The organism is Pseudolabrys taiwanensis (assembly GCF_003367395.1).
Lineage (GTDB): Bacteria > Pseudomonadota > Alphaproteobacteria > Rhizobiales > Xanthobacteraceae > Pseudolabrys > Pseudolabrys taiwanensis.
Window position 1 is genome coordinate 2,634,343 of record NZ_CP031417.1, and the last position, 14,583, is coordinate 2,648,925.

Consider the following 14,583-nt stretch of genomic DNA (forward strand, 5'->3'; position numbering starts at 1 on the left):
TGAGCGGAGTATGTTTCAGTGTCCGCCTGTCAATTCGAGCCGCGATGCGTTAGTGGTCCGGCCGCGCGTAAGCGCCCTGGCTCAGCTTCTCGACATAGGCGATACCGATCGCCGACAGGATGAACAGGCCGTGGATGATGGTCTGCCACATCACGCCGGTCTCGGTGTAAGGCAGATCCGGCTTGCCGAGCTGGCCAGCGTAGATGAACGTACGCAAGAGATGGATCGAGGAGATGCCGATGATCGCCATCGCCAGCTTGATCTTGAGCACGCTGGCGTTGACGTGGCTCAGCCATTCCGGCTGATCGGGATGCCGCTCGAGTTGCAGCCGCGATACGAAGGTCTCGTAACCGCCGACGATGACCATGATCAGCAGGTTGGAAATCATCACCACGTCGATGAGCCCGAGCACCACCAGCATGATCTCCTGCTCGGTGAGCTTCATGGCGCCTTCGACCAGGTGCCAAAGCTCCTTCACGAACAGAACGACATAGACGGCTTGCGCGACGATCAATCCGAGATAGAGCGGCAGTTGCAGCCAGCGTGACGAGAAGATGATCTGCGGCAGCGGCCGCAGGCCGGGATAACTCGGCGGCACGCGCGGCTCGTCGGCGGACATGGACATCGGAAAACCTCTGGTGGGCGCGGCGGCGGAGCACCGGCGCGCGGCCACGGCGATTTATAGGCGATTCGAGGCGGGGCAAGGATGGCGGCGGGGGATGCGGCGAGACGTCACGCGCGCAGGCCGGACCGCCGCCATTTTCACAACCCAAGAGGCATCCCGTCATGAACGCTTCGCACAAGCGGGCGCGGTCGCCGCCGTCGATCAGAGCGGTGGAAAAGCCGGTGGCGGCACCCGCCGCTTCGAAGCCGCCTCATAGGCGGACGCGACGCGCAACAGCACGTCCTCCTTGCCCGGCTCCGCGCGGAACACGAGCGAGAACGGCAGCCCTGGCTCGGGCAGAGTCGTCGGCCTGTCCGACGGCACGTGGAGATAACGCTTGCCGTCCTCGCTGAGCTTGTAGACAGGATCGTAGACGGTCGTGACAAAGCCGGCGGGGATCAACACCTCGGTGAGGCCGGCATTCGGCCCGCTCAAAGATTCCCAGGTGAGGTTATTGGAGAAGCCCTGCCCGGCGCCACCGATCTTGCCCGGCGGAAACGGCGTATGCAGGCGCACCAGCGCATCGAGCTTGTTTTCGTAGATCACCATCATGTCGGCGCGGCGCAGCAGCTCGCGCAGCATCAGCCGGTCAGCCGTCGCCTGCCGATGGCCCAGCGGGCTGCGCAGGTCGGCGACATCATCCCAGTCGAGGAAGCTTACGCGCTGGTCGTCGCCCCAGAATTTCGACCGTGCATTGAGCGCGCTGAAGTCGGCCAGCGTCTCTGTGAAGCCTTTGGCCTTCCAGTCGTCGGCGCGGCGCGACAGATACTGATTGATGTGAAAGCGGAAGGCGGTTTGCGCGGCCTGCTGCTGGACGGTGGCGAGATCGAGGTTCGTCGGCGGCGCGATGCGACCTTCCGACATCGCCAGCATGTAATCCATCGGCCGCATCGTGCCCGAACCGAACACCTTGCCGGGCTCGAATTCCGTCGGTGCGATGGCTGCCGCGAATTCCTTGAACAAGGGCTCACCGTTGCCGTCGAGGCGATAGAGGATGTCCGGCATGAATACCGGGATGAGCCGTGCCAGCGCGGTGCGATGATCGACCGTCATCGGCTCGCAGGCGGCGTCGGGAGTCCACAGCGGATCGGAAGACTCTACCAAAGTCGCGCCGAGCCGCTCGCCGAGCATCTCCTTCATCTCTTTCGCCGCAGCGGCGGTGATCGGCTCGTCGGTCTTGTGGCCGGGCCGCACGATCATCGACTCCCGCAGGATGCCGAGACGCATCCCCTTCAAAGCGCCGGACGCACCCGACGCGCGGGCGTGCGCAGCATAAGACTCGAGCACGGACGAGCGTGGCACGGTCGTGAACGGATCGCGCGCGTCGTAGAAGCCCTCGACAGTGTCTTTCAACGCATCGAGGATCTTGGCGCAGTCACCGATGGTGCGTGCGAGAATGCCAGAGCGGTCGACATGGATGTCGGCGCCAATGGCCCCGCCATCGAAGCCGAGCAGCGCTTTGTGCGGCAGGATCAGCGCGACCGCATTGTGATTGGCGGGTCCGCGGCAGGAGGCCCGCGTCTCCTCGCCCAGGCTCGCCATCACCATGTTGGTCGACACCGAGACGCCGGAGCCCGAGCTCGAGCCGAGTGAGGCGGCGCGCGTGGTGTCGTAAGGGTTCGATGGATTGCCGCCCCAGGTGCTGCGCTGATAGCCGAGCGTCGTCGGCAGAACTTTATCGGGCTTGCGCCGCGCCAGCGGATCGTCCGGGCGGCCGTTATATTCCGTGTTCACCGCCTTGGCGAAGATGATGGCGCCCTTCTCGCGCAACTGATGCACGAGCGCGTGGTCGCGGGCGGGAAAGTCGATGTCATAGGCCGCATCGCCACCGCCGGTCGAACGCATGTCCTTGGTGTCGAACGGGTCCTTGAACGAGAACACGACACCGTACATCGGCATCTTCTCGAGGTCTGGATTGCGGCCATAGAGCGCATCGAGTTCGGCTGCGCGCTCGAGCGCGTCCGGCTGATGGCGAAAGAATTCGCAGACCGGCGGTGCGCCCTTCGGCAGCGGGCCCTTGGCAGGATGCAGATCGTAATCGCCACGGCAGGTGACCGACCGCTCGCCGCGGATATTGAGCGTCGCCAGCGCGTTGACCTGGCCGGCATTCGCCTTGCCGACGGTCATGCCAAACTGCTGCTGCACGGACGGATCGGACGCGGTCGGCTCCATGCGGCCGAATTCGATCGGCGGGCCGACGTACCGGTCGAGGTCGGGAAGAACGTCGTCGGCCTTGACGGTCTCGGTCGGGAAAGCGAGCGGCGCGCCGCCACGCATCGCGCCCGGCGCGGGCGGCACCGGCGCGCCATTCTCGGTCACCAGCAGATTCGATGTGCCGTTGTAGGCGCGCACGCGTGCAAGATAGCGCTCGACAAGGCTGAGCACGGTGATCTCGCCGGCGCGGATCGCGGCATGCAGCGCGTCGATCGTCGCTTCTTCGAGAACGAAAGGCTTGGCGGGCGTAACGGGCTTGTTCATCGCGACAGAGTCCAGCGCTGGCGGGGAGCGCCTCAAATCTATCCCGGGGGACGCGTGCTGTCGCGGATATTGGCGACAGACATCGCCCCGCGTCCCATTTTGGTCATCACCGGGCTTGTCCCGGTGATCCCGCCTTGAAAAGGCATTGCGCGCTAAACGAAATGGCCGGGACAAGCCCGGCCATCACAAGGAAAAGGCTTTAACGCGTGAACTTCTTGTACTTCAGCCGGTGCGGGATGACGCTGTCGGTGCCAAGACGACGCATCTTGTCCTTCTCGTAGTCCTGGAAGTTGCCTTCGAACCATTCGACGTGGCTGTCACCTTCGAAGGCCAGGATGTGCGTCGCGATGCGGTCGAGGAACCAGCGATCGTGGCTGATGATCACGGCGCAGCCGGCGAAATCCTCCAACGCCTCTTCAAGCGCACGCAGCGTTTCGACGTCGAGATCGTTGGTCGGTTCGTCGAGCAGCAACAGGTTCGCGCCCGATTTGAGCATCTTGGCGAGATGCACGCGGTTGCGTTCGCCGCCCGACAGCGTACCGACCTTTTTCTGCTGATCCGCGCCCTTGAAGTTGAACAGCGAGACGTAGGCGCGCGACGGCACTTCCTTCTTGCCGACGAGCATGATGTCGTTGCCGTCCGAGATTTCCTCCCAGATGGTCTTCTTGCCGTCGAGCGCGTCGCGCGACTGGTCGACATAGCCGAGATGCACCGACTCGCCGACCTTGATGGTGCCGCCATCCGGCTTTTCCTGGCCGGTGATCATGCGGAACAGGGTCGTCTTACCGGCGCCGTTCGGGCCGATGACGCCGACGATGCCGCCCGGCGGCAGCCGGAAGGTCAGATTGTCGATCAGAAGCTTGTCGCCGAAGCCCTTGGTGAGGTTTTCGAAATCGACGACGTTGTTGCCGAGGCGCTCGACCACCGGAATTGTGATCTGCGCGACCGTGTTGACCTTGGCGTTGGCGACCTTGAGCAGTTCCTCGTAGCGCTCGTAACGCGCCTTCGACTTCGCCTGCCGCGCCTTGGGCGAGGACTGCACCCATTCCTGCTCGCGCTCGAGCGTGCGGCGGCGCGCTTCGTCCTCGCGGCCCTCCTGCTCCATGCGCTTCTGCTTCTGTGCCAGCCAGGACGTGTAGTTGCCCTCGTAGGGAATGCCGCGGCCGTGATCGAGCTCGAGGATCCAGCCGGTGACGTTGTCGAGGAAGTAGCGGTCGTGGGTGACGATCAATATCGCGCCCGGGTAGTTGCGCAGATGGCCTTCGAGCCAGTTCACGCTCTCGGCGTCGAGATGGTTGGTCGGCTCGTCGAGCAGCAACAGCTCGGGCTGGTCGAGCAGCAGCCGGCACAGCGCCACGCGGCGGCGCTCACCGCCGGAGAGCTTGGTGACGTCGGCGTCGTCCGGCGGGCAGTTGAGCGCGTCCATGGCCTGGGTGACCTTGGAATCGAGGTCCCACAGGTTCTGGCTGTCGATGATGTCCTGGAGCTTCGCCATCTCGTCGGCGGTCTCGTCGGAGTAGTTCATCGCGATTTCGTTGTAACGGTCGAGCAGCGCGCGCTTGGCGGCGACCCCCTCCTCGACATTGCCGCGCACCGACTTAGCCGGGTCGAGCTGCGGCTCCTGCTCGAGGTAGCCGACGCGGGCGCCTTCGGCGACCCAGCCGTCGCCGGTATAGTCGGTGTCGATGCCGGCCATGATGCGCAGCAAGGTCGATTTGCCGGAGCCGTTGACGCCGAGCACGCCGATCTTGGCGTCCGGGTAGAAGGACAGATGGATGTTATCCAGCACCTTCTTGGCGGGCGGGTAGGACTTCGTCAGGCCCTGCATGTGGTAGATGAATTGGCGACCGTTCATTGTCCTTTGGACCCCTGAAACCCTTGTTTTTCCGGCTTGAATCGGGCCATGCGCGTCGGGCGCGCGGCCGGATGCCTTGTCGGGAAATGCGACGGCTGATGTAGCCAGCGGAACTCAAAAGGGCAAGCGCCGCGCCGGTTCCCTATCAAGTTCTTGGAAAGCTTGATTCCAAATTTAGCCGCCCGAAACCGGCTCCGGATATCCCGTCTTCAGTGCTCCCGACGCATGATCTCTGTCGTGAACCTCGCCGCCGCTCGAGGCGACGAAACAACAGACGGGCCGACCGGCCCGCCGCGGTCGGTAAAGGGATCGTGTCATGAGCAGAGCCATGTCAGCCGTCGCCGGTTCCGGCACCGCCTGGCTGTCACATCCGTTGGCCATGGTCGCGCGCTTCTGCGCCGCCTTCTGGCAGGAAGTCACGCGGGACGCGGTGCGCCCCTATCGGCCCGAGCGGCATTATATGCGCGGACCGGGACCGGCCTGGCAGGCCAAGCACGGCCGGATGCCGTAACGGTCCGATCCGGGTCGGGGCCGCGCGAAACCGTCCGCGCCCCCGAATGACAAGGCAAGAATACCGCCCTATTGTGCCGCCGCCCGCATGGTCCGGGCCGTGAACGACAGGGCGAAAGCATGATCAAGGCAGCGATCCTCGACGACTATCAGAATGTGGCCCTGCGCTACGCCGACTGGTCACCGGTCGCCAAAGACGTCGAGATCACCGTCTTCAACAAACCCTTCGCCAGCCAGGCCGACACCATCAAGGCGCTGCAAGGCTTCGCCATCGTCGCCGGTATGCGCGAGCGCACGGCGTTCCCGCGCGCGGTGCTCGAAGCCCTGCCCGACCTGAAGCTGCTGATCACCACCGGCGCCAAGAACAACTCCTTCGACGTCAAGGCGGCGGCCGAGCGCGGCATCACCGTCTGCGGCACCGGCGCGGTCGGCAATCCCACCACCGGCGTGGTCTTCGGCCTGATGCTCGAACTCACGCGCCGGATCGGCTTCGAGAACGCGCGGATGAAAGCGGGCGAGCCGTGGCAGGTCACCATCGGCAAGGATCTCGAAGGGCAGACGCTCGGCATCGTCGGCATCGGCAAACTCGGCCAGCGCGTCGCCGCGGTCGCCAAGGCCTTCGGTATGAACGTGATCGCCTGGAGCCAGAACCTCACGCCCGAGAAAGCGGCGGAACTCGGCGTCGGTTACGCGACAAAAGAAGAACTGTTCGCGACCGCCGATTTCATCACCATCCATTACCAGCTCAGCGAGCGCTCGCGGGGGCTCATCACCGCCGCGGATATCGGCCGTATGAAGAATACCGCCTATCTCATTAACACCGCGCGCGCGCCGATCGTCGATCAGGCGGCATTGCTCGAGGCGTTGCAGAACAAGAAGATCGCCGGTGCCGGGCTCGATGTGTTCGAGATCGAGCCGTTGCCGATAGACCATCCCTATCGCAAGCTCGACAACGTCGTGCTCACGCCGCATCTCGGCTACGTCAGCGAGCAGAATTACCGGAAGTACTATCCGGATATTGTTGAAGACATTCGCGCGTGGCTTGACGGCAAGCCCGTGCGTGTGATCACGCCGTAGCGGTCACATGTTGCCGCGGGCGTAAAGCAAGATTCAAAAAATGCCGGCGCAATATCGCGTAATCGGCGCCATCGTTCGCTGCAAATTTATCGGTATTGTCGAGATTAGTCATAAGCGCACAATTGCGTGCGCAAGTTCTCCTGCGACCTAGTCGTGGCGCAATGCAAAGGCAGAGTAGCTCCGTTGTCTAAGATGGAGTCTCTTGCATGCACGGAAACAGCCACGGCGAAATACCTTCGGTGATCGCGACATTCGGCCGCCGGAGAGTTGCGCCGCGCGCCTGCATTGCCGACAGCAAGCCGCATATCCGGCGCTTCTTGAAGGAAGCGCTGGAAGACATCGGCTTCATCGCCGGCGAGTACGAACAGAAGAGCGATCTCGCGGCGGCGTTGATCGACACGCTGCCCGATCTGTTCGTGCTCGGCCTGTCGTCGGGCGGCATTGCGGCGAGCAACATGCTGGAACAACTCGCGGCGCGCCGCTTCGACGGCAAGGTGCTCGTGTTCGGCCAACTCGCGGCGCCGATGGTGCCGGCCGTGCATGCGCTCGGCCGGGAACTCGGCCTGTCGATGTTGCCGTTGCTGCCGACGCCGTTCAGCGACAATGACCTGCGCGCGCGCGTCGGCGCGCTGATCCCGAGCGAGGCGCCGCCCAATCCGCCGGTGCATGTGACCGAGGCGCTGCACGCCGACTGGCTCGAGCTCTGGTATCAGCCGCGCATCGAGGTCCACTCGCTATCGCTGTCCGGCGCGGAGGCGCTGGTACGCATGCGTCATCCTACCTGGGGCATCGTGCCGCCCGCCTGTTTCATTCCGGACGCCGACGATCCGCATTTCGCCGCGCTGTCCGAATTCGTGCTGCGGCAGGCCGCCAAGGACTGGCAGTATTTCACAGGCGAGTACGGCCCGATCACGCCGTCGGTCAACTTGCCGCTCGACTTCTTCCGCGACGCCGACGCCGTCGATGCGCTGGCTCACTACATGCCGCATCATCCCGGTTTCGACGGCATGATGGTCGAGATCGCCAGCCAGGAGATCGTGCAGAACCTGCCCTTCGCCGCCGAGGTCGCGCGCGCGCTCAGACTGCGCAATGTCGGCGTGGCGATCGACAATCTCGGCGCCGAATGGCCGATGCTGCGCACGCTGGATGATTTCCCCTTCGTCGAGATCAAGGTCGACCGCGCCTTCATCACCGGCGCGGGCGAAGACCGTCTCAAACAGACGACATGCCGACGCATCCTCGACTTCGCCGATGGCGTCGGCGCGCGCACCTTGGCGGAAGGCGTCGAGACGCGTGCCGACTTCCTGCTGGCGCGCGAACTGGGCTTCGACCTTGTACAGGGCTTCTTCTTCGGCAAGCCGATGGAACGGCACAAATTCGCCCGACGCGTGCTCGGCAAGCCGGTGACGTTGGGGGAGTGATAGGCCTGGGAGTGAGAGGTCTGAGAGTGAGAGGCAGAACATCGCTGCCTCTCCCCACGGTCATTGCCGGGCATAGCCCGCCGAAGACGGGCGTGAACGCCCTTGTGCCCCGGCAATCCATGAGGCGGTTCCACGTGCACGCGCTTCGTTGCGGCCCTTATGAGCGGAAACGCATCATGGATGCCCGGGCCAAGCCCGGGCATGACGCAGAGTATGTGGCGGGTCTAGTAATCTTTCCGCATCACAGCTTCAGCAGCTTCGCCGCGTTGTTGTAGGCGACGTCGGCGCGCAGGTCCTCCGGGATCGCCACGTCGTCCAGGAAGTGCCCGGCCTCTTCCGCGTTCTCGAACGGATAATCGGCGGCGAACATCACCTTGTCACGGCCGAGCGCCTCGACCGCGCACATCAACGGCTCCCGCGCATAGACGCCGGACACGGTCACGACGATGTTGTCCTTGATGTAGTCCGACGGCTCCTTGGCCAGCTTCACATTGTAGAGCTTGGCGCGGCTGTCGAAGCGCCACAGCAGATACGGCAAGGTCTCGCCCATGTGACCGAGCGCGACCTTCGCATTCGGATAGCGATCGAACACGCCGCTGAAGACGAGCCGCAGCGCATGCGAGCCGGTCTCGAAGCCCCATTCCCAGGTCGCGCGGCGCAAGGCCGGCACGCCGTTCAACACCGGCGCCGGCACAATCGGATCGGTCGGATGAATGTAGATGACCGCGCCGAGCGCATCGGCGCGCTCCCAGAACGGCGCCAGCGAGGCGTCATCGAGATACATGCCGTTGGTGTGGCCGTTGATCATGGCGCCTGAGAACTTCAGATCGCGCATGCAGCGTTCGAGCTCGTCGGCTGCCGCGCGCGGATCCTGTACCGCGATGTGGGCGAAACCCGCATAGCGGTCCGGCCGCTTCTGAATTTCCACAGCCAGGAAGTCGTTCGCCTCACGCGCCTTCCTGGTGGCCAGCGCGACGTCGCGCTCCGCCTGCACGCCGGGACCTGCGACCCCCAGCACACTGCGCGCGATGCCCGCTTTGTCCATCGTCGCCAGGCGCAAATCACCGAAGTCCGTCAAGCGCTTATAGAGCTGCTCGACAAAGGCCGGAGCGACTTCCGTCATCGTCGGCTTCCAATAATCGACGAGTCCCGGCGACAGGAAATGTTCTTCGAGCGCGATCTTCTGAACCATGCGTTTCCTCGATGTTTCTTCGTGCCGCTGCTGCAATGCAGCGACGATTGCCGAATTTTTTGCTTTCGACTGTATCGGATATTGGGCTATCGTGACCCACAATGCAAGGCGGCTTGAGATCGCCTGTGAGTACGGATGGAAGCGCCCATGAGCCGACTGGTCACCAACGACAAGTCACAGGTGCAGGTGATCGCACGTGCCGCCACGATCCTTCGTGCGTTGGAGGACGAGAACGCGGGGCTGAGCCTCGGCCAGATCGCGCAACGCGTGAACCTTGCCCGCTCCACCGTTCAGCGCATCGTCGCCGCGCTCGAAACCGAGAAACTGGTGATTGCCGCCACGCCGAACGGACGCGTTCGGCTGGGGCCGACCATCATGCGGCTCGCCGCTTCCGTGCGCAGCGATTTCGTTTCGCTGGCGCGCCCCTTCCTGGAAAGGCTGTCCGCGGAGTTGCATGAGACGGTCGACCTCTCGACCGTGAAGAAGGATCACCTCGTCTTCATCGATCAGGTCGTCGGCTCGCAACGCCTGCGCACGGTGTCCGGCGTCGGCGAAACCTTCCCGCTCCACTGCACCGCCAACGGCAAGGCGTACCTCGCGCAGCTTTCCGATTCCGCGGTCGAGGCGCTGATCGGCCGCAGCTACGAAGCGCGCACGGCGCGGTCCATCACCAAGATCGACACACTGCTCAACGAACTCAAGGTCGTCCGCCGCATCGGCGTCGCCTTCGACCGCGAGGAGCACACCGAGGGTATCTGCGCGGCCGGCGTCGCGTTGCACGATCCGCTCGGCAATGCCGTCGCGATTTCCGTGCCGGTACCGAGCCTGCGCTTCGCCAACCAGGCGAACCACATCGCCGAACGACTTCTGGCGACCAAGCGCGCCTTGGAAGGCCGCATGAATGCCTCCGCCGCCTGAGGCGACGGACGGATTTAACTGAAACCGACCAGCGCGCTCGCGCAAATCAGAAAAGGGAGGATGCCGTGGCCATCAAAATTCGCGGCGTGGAGTTCGAAGAGAACCTGAACAACAGCATGGGGCTGGAGTTCTACAACCTGTCCCACCGCTTCGGTTACCAGTCGCCGAACTGGCCGTACTTCCAGGACGTGCAGATCGAGCGCATCCATTACATGGCCAAGTCCGGCGTGCTGTCGCAGCGCATCACCACGTCGATGCACAACACTACGCATATCGACGCGCCGGCGCACGTCGTCCAGGGCACGCCGTTCATCGACGAGGTGCCGCTGCCGCACTTTTTCGGCTCGGGCATCGTCGTGTCGCTGCCGAAGAAGATGTGGGAACCGATCACCTATGACGATCTCGAAAAGGCCGCCGGCAAGCTCGTGCGTCCGCGCGACGTGGTGATCATCAATACCGGCTGGCACCACCAGTACGAAGACTCTGAAGACTACTTCTGCAAATGCCCCGGCTTCGTGAAGTCGGCCGGCGACTGGTTCGTCGAGAAGAAGGTCAAGGTGGTCGGGCACGACACCCAGGCCAACGACCACCCGCTCGCCACCGCGATCGGCCCGCACCGCAACGGCCCGCTGCATCCGCATCTGGCGGAAGAATACAAGCAGTGGTCGGGCGGCCGCGATTGGAAGGAAGACCATCCGGAATGGGAGCCGGTGCACCGCAAGCTGTTCACCAACGGCATCCTGGGCATCGAGAACGTCGGCGGCGACCTCGACAAGGTCACCGGCAAGCGCTGCACCTTCGCTTACTTCCCGTGGAACTGGGACCGCGGCGACGGCTGCATCATCCGCCTGGTCGCGATGATCGATCCCAAGGGCGAGTACCGCATCGAGCGCGGGGAGAAGTTCTGATGCACGTCAAACGCTTCGCCGACGCCAAGCCGTACGACGCGCCGAACCACCGCGGCTACTCCTCGTTGCGGGTGTTCGGCGCGGAAGCGGGCGGCACCAAGGGCCTCGTCTTCGGCATTTCGCACTTCCTGCCGGGCGGCGGCGCCGGTCCCGACGCCTCGCCGCCGGAGAAGGTCTATCTGGTGCTGTCCGGCGAGCTGACGGTCATCGTCAACGGCAAGGAGACGGTGCTCAAGGCGATGGACTCCTGCGTCATCGAACCGAACGAGACGCGCGAGATCATCAACCGCAGCAACGAGGTCTGCACCATTGCGGTGGCGGTGGCGACGCCGCCGGCGGCGAAGTAACGACGCGCAAAAAAACAGTGTCATCGCCCGCGCACGCGGGCGATCCAGTAACCACAGACGTTCGTGCGTACTGGATGCCCCGCGTTCGCGGGGCATGACAGCAACAAAAATCCTGGGAGCAACGCCATGTCCGAAGCCTTCCTGAAAAATCCGCTCGGTCTGTTCGACATCAAAGGCAAGACGGCGATCGTCACCGGCGCTTCGGGCGCCTTCGGTGCGCTCGCCGCCAAGGTGCTGGCCGGCGCCGGCGCCAATGTCGTGCTCGCCGCCAGCAAAGAGAGCGAGCTCAACAACGTAGCGAAGGAATGCGAGGCGCTCGGCGGCAAGGCCGCGGTGATCGCGCTGCGTCCGTCGTCGGAAGAGAACTGCGACAAGATCGTCGCCAAGGCGGTCGAGAGCTTCGGCGGCGTCGACATCCTGGTCGTCGCCTCGGGTCTAAATAAGGTGGCGAAGATCACCGAGCAGAAGCTGGAAGATTTCCTCGACGTGCAGGACGCCAACGTCACGCAGTCGTGGCTGATGGCGCGCGCCGCCGGCAAGCAGATGCTCAAGCAAGGCCACGGCGGCAAGGTGATCCTCACCTCCTCCGCGCGCGGCCTGCTCGGCCATCCGGCCGGCTACACCGCCTACTGCGCCTCGAAGTCGGCGGTCGACGGCATCACCAAGGCGCTCGGCTGCGAATGGGGCGAGACCGGCATTACCGTCAACGCCATCGGCCCGACCGTCTTCCGTTCGCCGCTCACCGCCTGGATGTACGAAGACACCGAGCGGGCGCAGACCGTGCGCAAAGGCTTCCTCGCGCGCGTGCCGAAGGGCCGCCTCGGCGAGCCGGAGGATCTTGCGGGGCCCCTGCTCTTCCTCGCCTCCAAGGCATCGGACTTCTACACCGGCCACATCCTTTATGCCGACGGCGGCTACACGGCGGGATGAGGCATGAGCATGGCAGGACTTTTCCTCCGTTCGTTGCCGCATAAGCGGGTGGGGTCGAATCATGACTAAGCCCCGCATCACCGTCATCGGCGCCGGGCTCATGGGCCACGGCATCGCGCAGGTGTTCGCGCTCGCCGGCCATGACGTGATCATCTACGACTCATCCGAGAAGACGCTGGCGAGCGCCAAAGATCGCATCCTCACCAATCTCAAGGACCTCGGCGACGACGAGAGCGCCGTGAACCGCGTGACGCCCGAAGCCGACCTTGCCAAAGCGGTGCGCGACGCCGATTACGTCGTCGAGGCGGTGCTGGAAGACCTGGCGCTGAAGCAGAAGCTGTTCGCCGAGATCGAACGGCACGCCCGGCCGGACGCGATCCTCGCCAGCAACACGTCGGTCATTCCGATCACCGCCATCATGCAAGGGCTGGCGCGGCGCGAGCGCGCGCTCGGCACGCACTGGTGGAATCCACCCTACCTCGTGCCGCTGGTCGAGGTGATCGAGACGCAGTGGACGTCCGCCGACGCTGTCGCCTTCACGATGAAGCTGCACGCCGACGCCGGCAAGAAGCCGGCGCATGTGAAGAAGGACGTGCCCGGGTTCATCGGCAACCGCCTGCAGCACGCCTTGTGGCGCGAGGCCATCGCACTGGTCGAGAACGGCATCTGCGACGCCGAGACCGTCGACACCGTGATCAAGGCGGCGTTCGGCCGCCGGCTCGCCGTGCTCGGCCCGCTGGAGAACGCCGACATGGTCGGCACCGATCTGACATTGGCCATCCACAAGACCGTGCTGCCGGATATCGACTCGCGGCCCGGTCCGTCGCGCTATTTGGAAAAACTCGTGAAGGACGGCAAACTCGGCTTCAAGAGCGGCGAAGGCTTCCGCAGGTGGAGCCCCGAACAACAACAGGAGTTGCGGACGAAAGTTCTACGGCACCTGAAACAAGCGCGCGCCCAGGACAACTGAGGCCGCGAATAAAAGGGAGGAAGGAACGATGAGCGGCATTTCCAGACGCACTATGGTCAAGACCGGCCTCGGCGCACTGGCGGCACCGGCCCTCGTGACCCTGCCGGCGCAGGCGCAGTCGGCGGTGATCAAGATCGGCCACGTCAGCCCGCGCACCGGCCCGCTTGCCGGCTTCGGCGAGGCCGACGGCTTCATCCTCGAACAGGTGCGCGCGCTTCTGGCGAAGGGCATCGAGACCGGCGGCAAGACCTACAAAGTCGAGGTCATCACCAAGGACAGCCAGTCGAGCGCGAGCCGCGCGTCCGAAGTGGCGTCCGATCTCATTCTCGGCGAGAAGGTGCACCTCCTCATCGGCTCCGGCACGCCGGACACGACCAACCCGATCGCCGATCAGGCCGAGGTCAACGAAGTCCCGTGCATCACCACCAACTGCCCGTGGCAGCCGTATTTCTTCGGCCGCAAAGGCGATCCGAAGCAGGGCTTCACCTGGACCTATCACTTCTTCTGGGGCCTCGAGGACGTCATCGGCGCGTTCCTCGCGTTGTGGGACGGCGTGCCGACCAACAAGGCCATCGGCGGCCTCTTCCCCAACGATGCCGATGGCAATGCCTGGGGCGATGCCAAGCTCGGCCTGCCGCCGGCGCTGGCGCAGGCCGGCTACAAGCTCACCGATCCCGGCCGCTACCAGCCGATGAACAACGACTTCACCGCGCAGATCTCCGCCTTCAAGGCGGCGGGCTGCGAGATCGTCACCGGCGTGATGATCCCGCCGGACTTCGCCACCTTCTGGTCGCAGGCGGCACAACAGGGCTTCAAGCCGAAGATCGTCACCATCGGCAAGGCACTGCTGTTTCCCTCCGCCGTCGATGCACTCGGGGCGCGCGGCGACGGCCTTTCCAGCGAGATTTGGTGGACGCCGAACCATCCGTTCAAGTCGGGCCTCACCGGCCAAAGCAGCAAGGAATTGGCCGAAGCTTATACGAAAGCGTCCGGCAAGCCGTGGACGCAGCCGATCGGCTTCCAGCACGCGCTGTTCGAAGTGGCCATCGATGTTCTGAAGCGCGCGAAGAACCCGACCGATCCGAAGTCGGTGCTCGATGCGATCATGGCAACGAACTATGCCTCGATCGTCGGCCCGGTGAAGTGGTCCGGCCAGCCGGTCAAGAACGTCACCAAGACGCCGCTCGTTGCCGGCCAGTGGAAGCGCAACAACGACAAGCTCGAGCTCGTCATCACCGAGAACAAGACCGCGCCGAATATCCCGACCGGCGGCAAGACGCAGCCGTTGGGCTGAGCCGAGATCGAAGCTGTCA

Annotated in this window: 13 protein-coding genes; 9 read left to right on the top strand and 4 right to left on the bottom strand. The window is 64.3% G+C overall.

The window, feature by feature from the left end; all coding sequences use genetic code 11:
* Nucleotides 1–49: 49 nt before the first annotated feature.
* The 3 genes from DW352_RS12640 to ettA all read right to left on the bottom strand — a co-directional run bounded on the left by DW352_RS12640 (nucleotide 50) and on the right by ettA (nucleotide 4,997).
* Nucleotides 50–625: a TIGR00645 family protein gene (locus tag DW352_RS12640; RefSeq protein ID WP_162826929.1), complete on the bottom strand. Its 576-nt coding sequence runs from the start codon at nucleotides 623–625 to the stop codon at nucleotides 50–52.
* A 201-nt stretch (nucleotides 626–826) separates the two neighbouring features.
* Entirely contained in the window at nucleotides 827–3,142 is a 2,316-nt protein-coding gene (locus DW352_RS12645; RefSeq protein ID WP_115691664.1) for an amidase family protein, read from the bottom strand.
* A gap of 199 nt (nucleotides 3,143–3,341) precedes the next feature.
* The gene (gene ettA, locus DW352_RS12650) at nucleotides 3,342–4,997 is read right to left on the bottom strand and encodes an energy-dependent translational throttle protein EttA (protein WP_115691665.1); all 1,656 of its coding nucleotides are present in this window, start codon (nucleotides 4,995–4,997) and stop codon (nucleotides 3,342–3,344) included.
* A gap of 316 nt (nucleotides 4,998–5,313) precedes the next feature.
* On the opposite strand from ettA, the gene DW352_RS12655 reads away from it, so the two are divergent.
* From DW352_RS12655 to DW352_RS12665, 3 genes are all read left to right on the top strand, one after another.
* Entirely contained in the window at nucleotides 5,314–5,508 is a 195-nt protein-coding gene (locus tag DW352_RS12655; protein ID WP_162826666.1) for a hypothetical protein, read from the top strand.
* 119 nt (nucleotides 5,509–5,627) lie between these two features.
* Nucleotides 5,628–6,584 carry a D-2-hydroxyacid dehydrogenase family protein gene (locus DW352_RS12660; protein WP_115691667.1) on the top strand — a complete coding sequence of 319 codons (957 nt, stop codon included), beginning with the start codon at nucleotides 5,628–5,630 and terminating at the stop codon, nucleotides 6,582–6,584.
* A 206-nt stretch (nucleotides 6,585–6,790) separates the two neighbouring features.
* Entirely contained in the window at nucleotides 6,791–8,005 is a 1,215-nt protein-coding gene (locus tag DW352_RS12665) for an EAL domain-containing response regulator (RefSeq protein WP_115691668.1), read from the top strand.
* Nucleotides 8,006–8,246: 241 nt separating this feature from the next.
* On the opposite strand, the gene DW352_RS12670 is transcribed toward DW352_RS12665, so the two are convergent.
* Entirely contained in the window at nucleotides 8,247–9,197 is a 951-nt protein-coding gene (locus DW352_RS12670; protein ID WP_115691669.1) for an amidohydrolase family protein, read from the bottom strand.
* Nucleotides 9,198–9,344: 147 nt separating this feature from the next.
* Between DW352_RS12670 and DW352_RS12675 the strand changes: the two genes are divergently transcribed.
* From DW352_RS12675 to DW352_RS12700, 6 genes are all read left to right on the top strand, one after another.
* Entirely contained in the window at nucleotides 9,345–10,115 is a 771-nt protein-coding gene (locus DW352_RS12675; RefSeq protein ID WP_210209973.1) for an IclR family transcriptional regulator, read from the top strand.
* Nucleotides 10,116–10,180: 65 nt separating this feature from the next.
* Complete coding sequence (locus DW352_RS12680) at nucleotides 10,181–11,023, top strand: cyclase family protein (RefSeq protein ID WP_210209974.1); 843 nt, start codon at nucleotides 10,181–10,183, stop codon at nucleotides 11,021–11,023.
* Nucleotides 11,023–11,370, top strand: a complete 348-nt coding sequence (locus DW352_RS12685) for a cupin domain-containing protein (RefSeq protein ID WP_115691671.1) — start codon at nucleotides 11,023–11,025, stop codon at nucleotides 11,368–11,370. The genes DW352_RS12680 and DW352_RS12685 overlap by 1 nt, the downstream gene beginning before the upstream one ends.
* 126 nt (nucleotides 11,371–11,496) lie before the next feature.
* Complete coding sequence (locus DW352_RS12690) at nucleotides 11,497–12,300, top strand: SDR family NAD(P)-dependent oxidoreductase (protein WP_115691672.1); 804 nt, start codon at nucleotides 11,497–11,499, stop codon at nucleotides 12,298–12,300.
* A 61-nt stretch (nucleotides 12,301–12,361) separates the two neighbouring features.
* Nucleotides 12,362–13,270, top strand: a complete 909-nt coding sequence (locus DW352_RS12695) for a 3-hydroxyacyl-CoA dehydrogenase family protein (protein WP_115691673.1) — start codon at nucleotides 12,362–12,364, stop codon at nucleotides 13,268–13,270.
* 28 nt (nucleotides 13,271–13,298) lie between these two features.
* The gene (locus DW352_RS12700; protein WP_115691674.1) at nucleotides 13,299–14,564 is read left to right on the top strand and encodes an ABC transporter substrate-binding protein; all 1,266 of its coding nucleotides are present in this window, start codon (nucleotides 13,299–13,301) and stop codon (nucleotides 14,562–14,564) included.
* The last annotated feature ends 19 nt before the right edge of the window (nucleotides 14,565–14,583 follow it).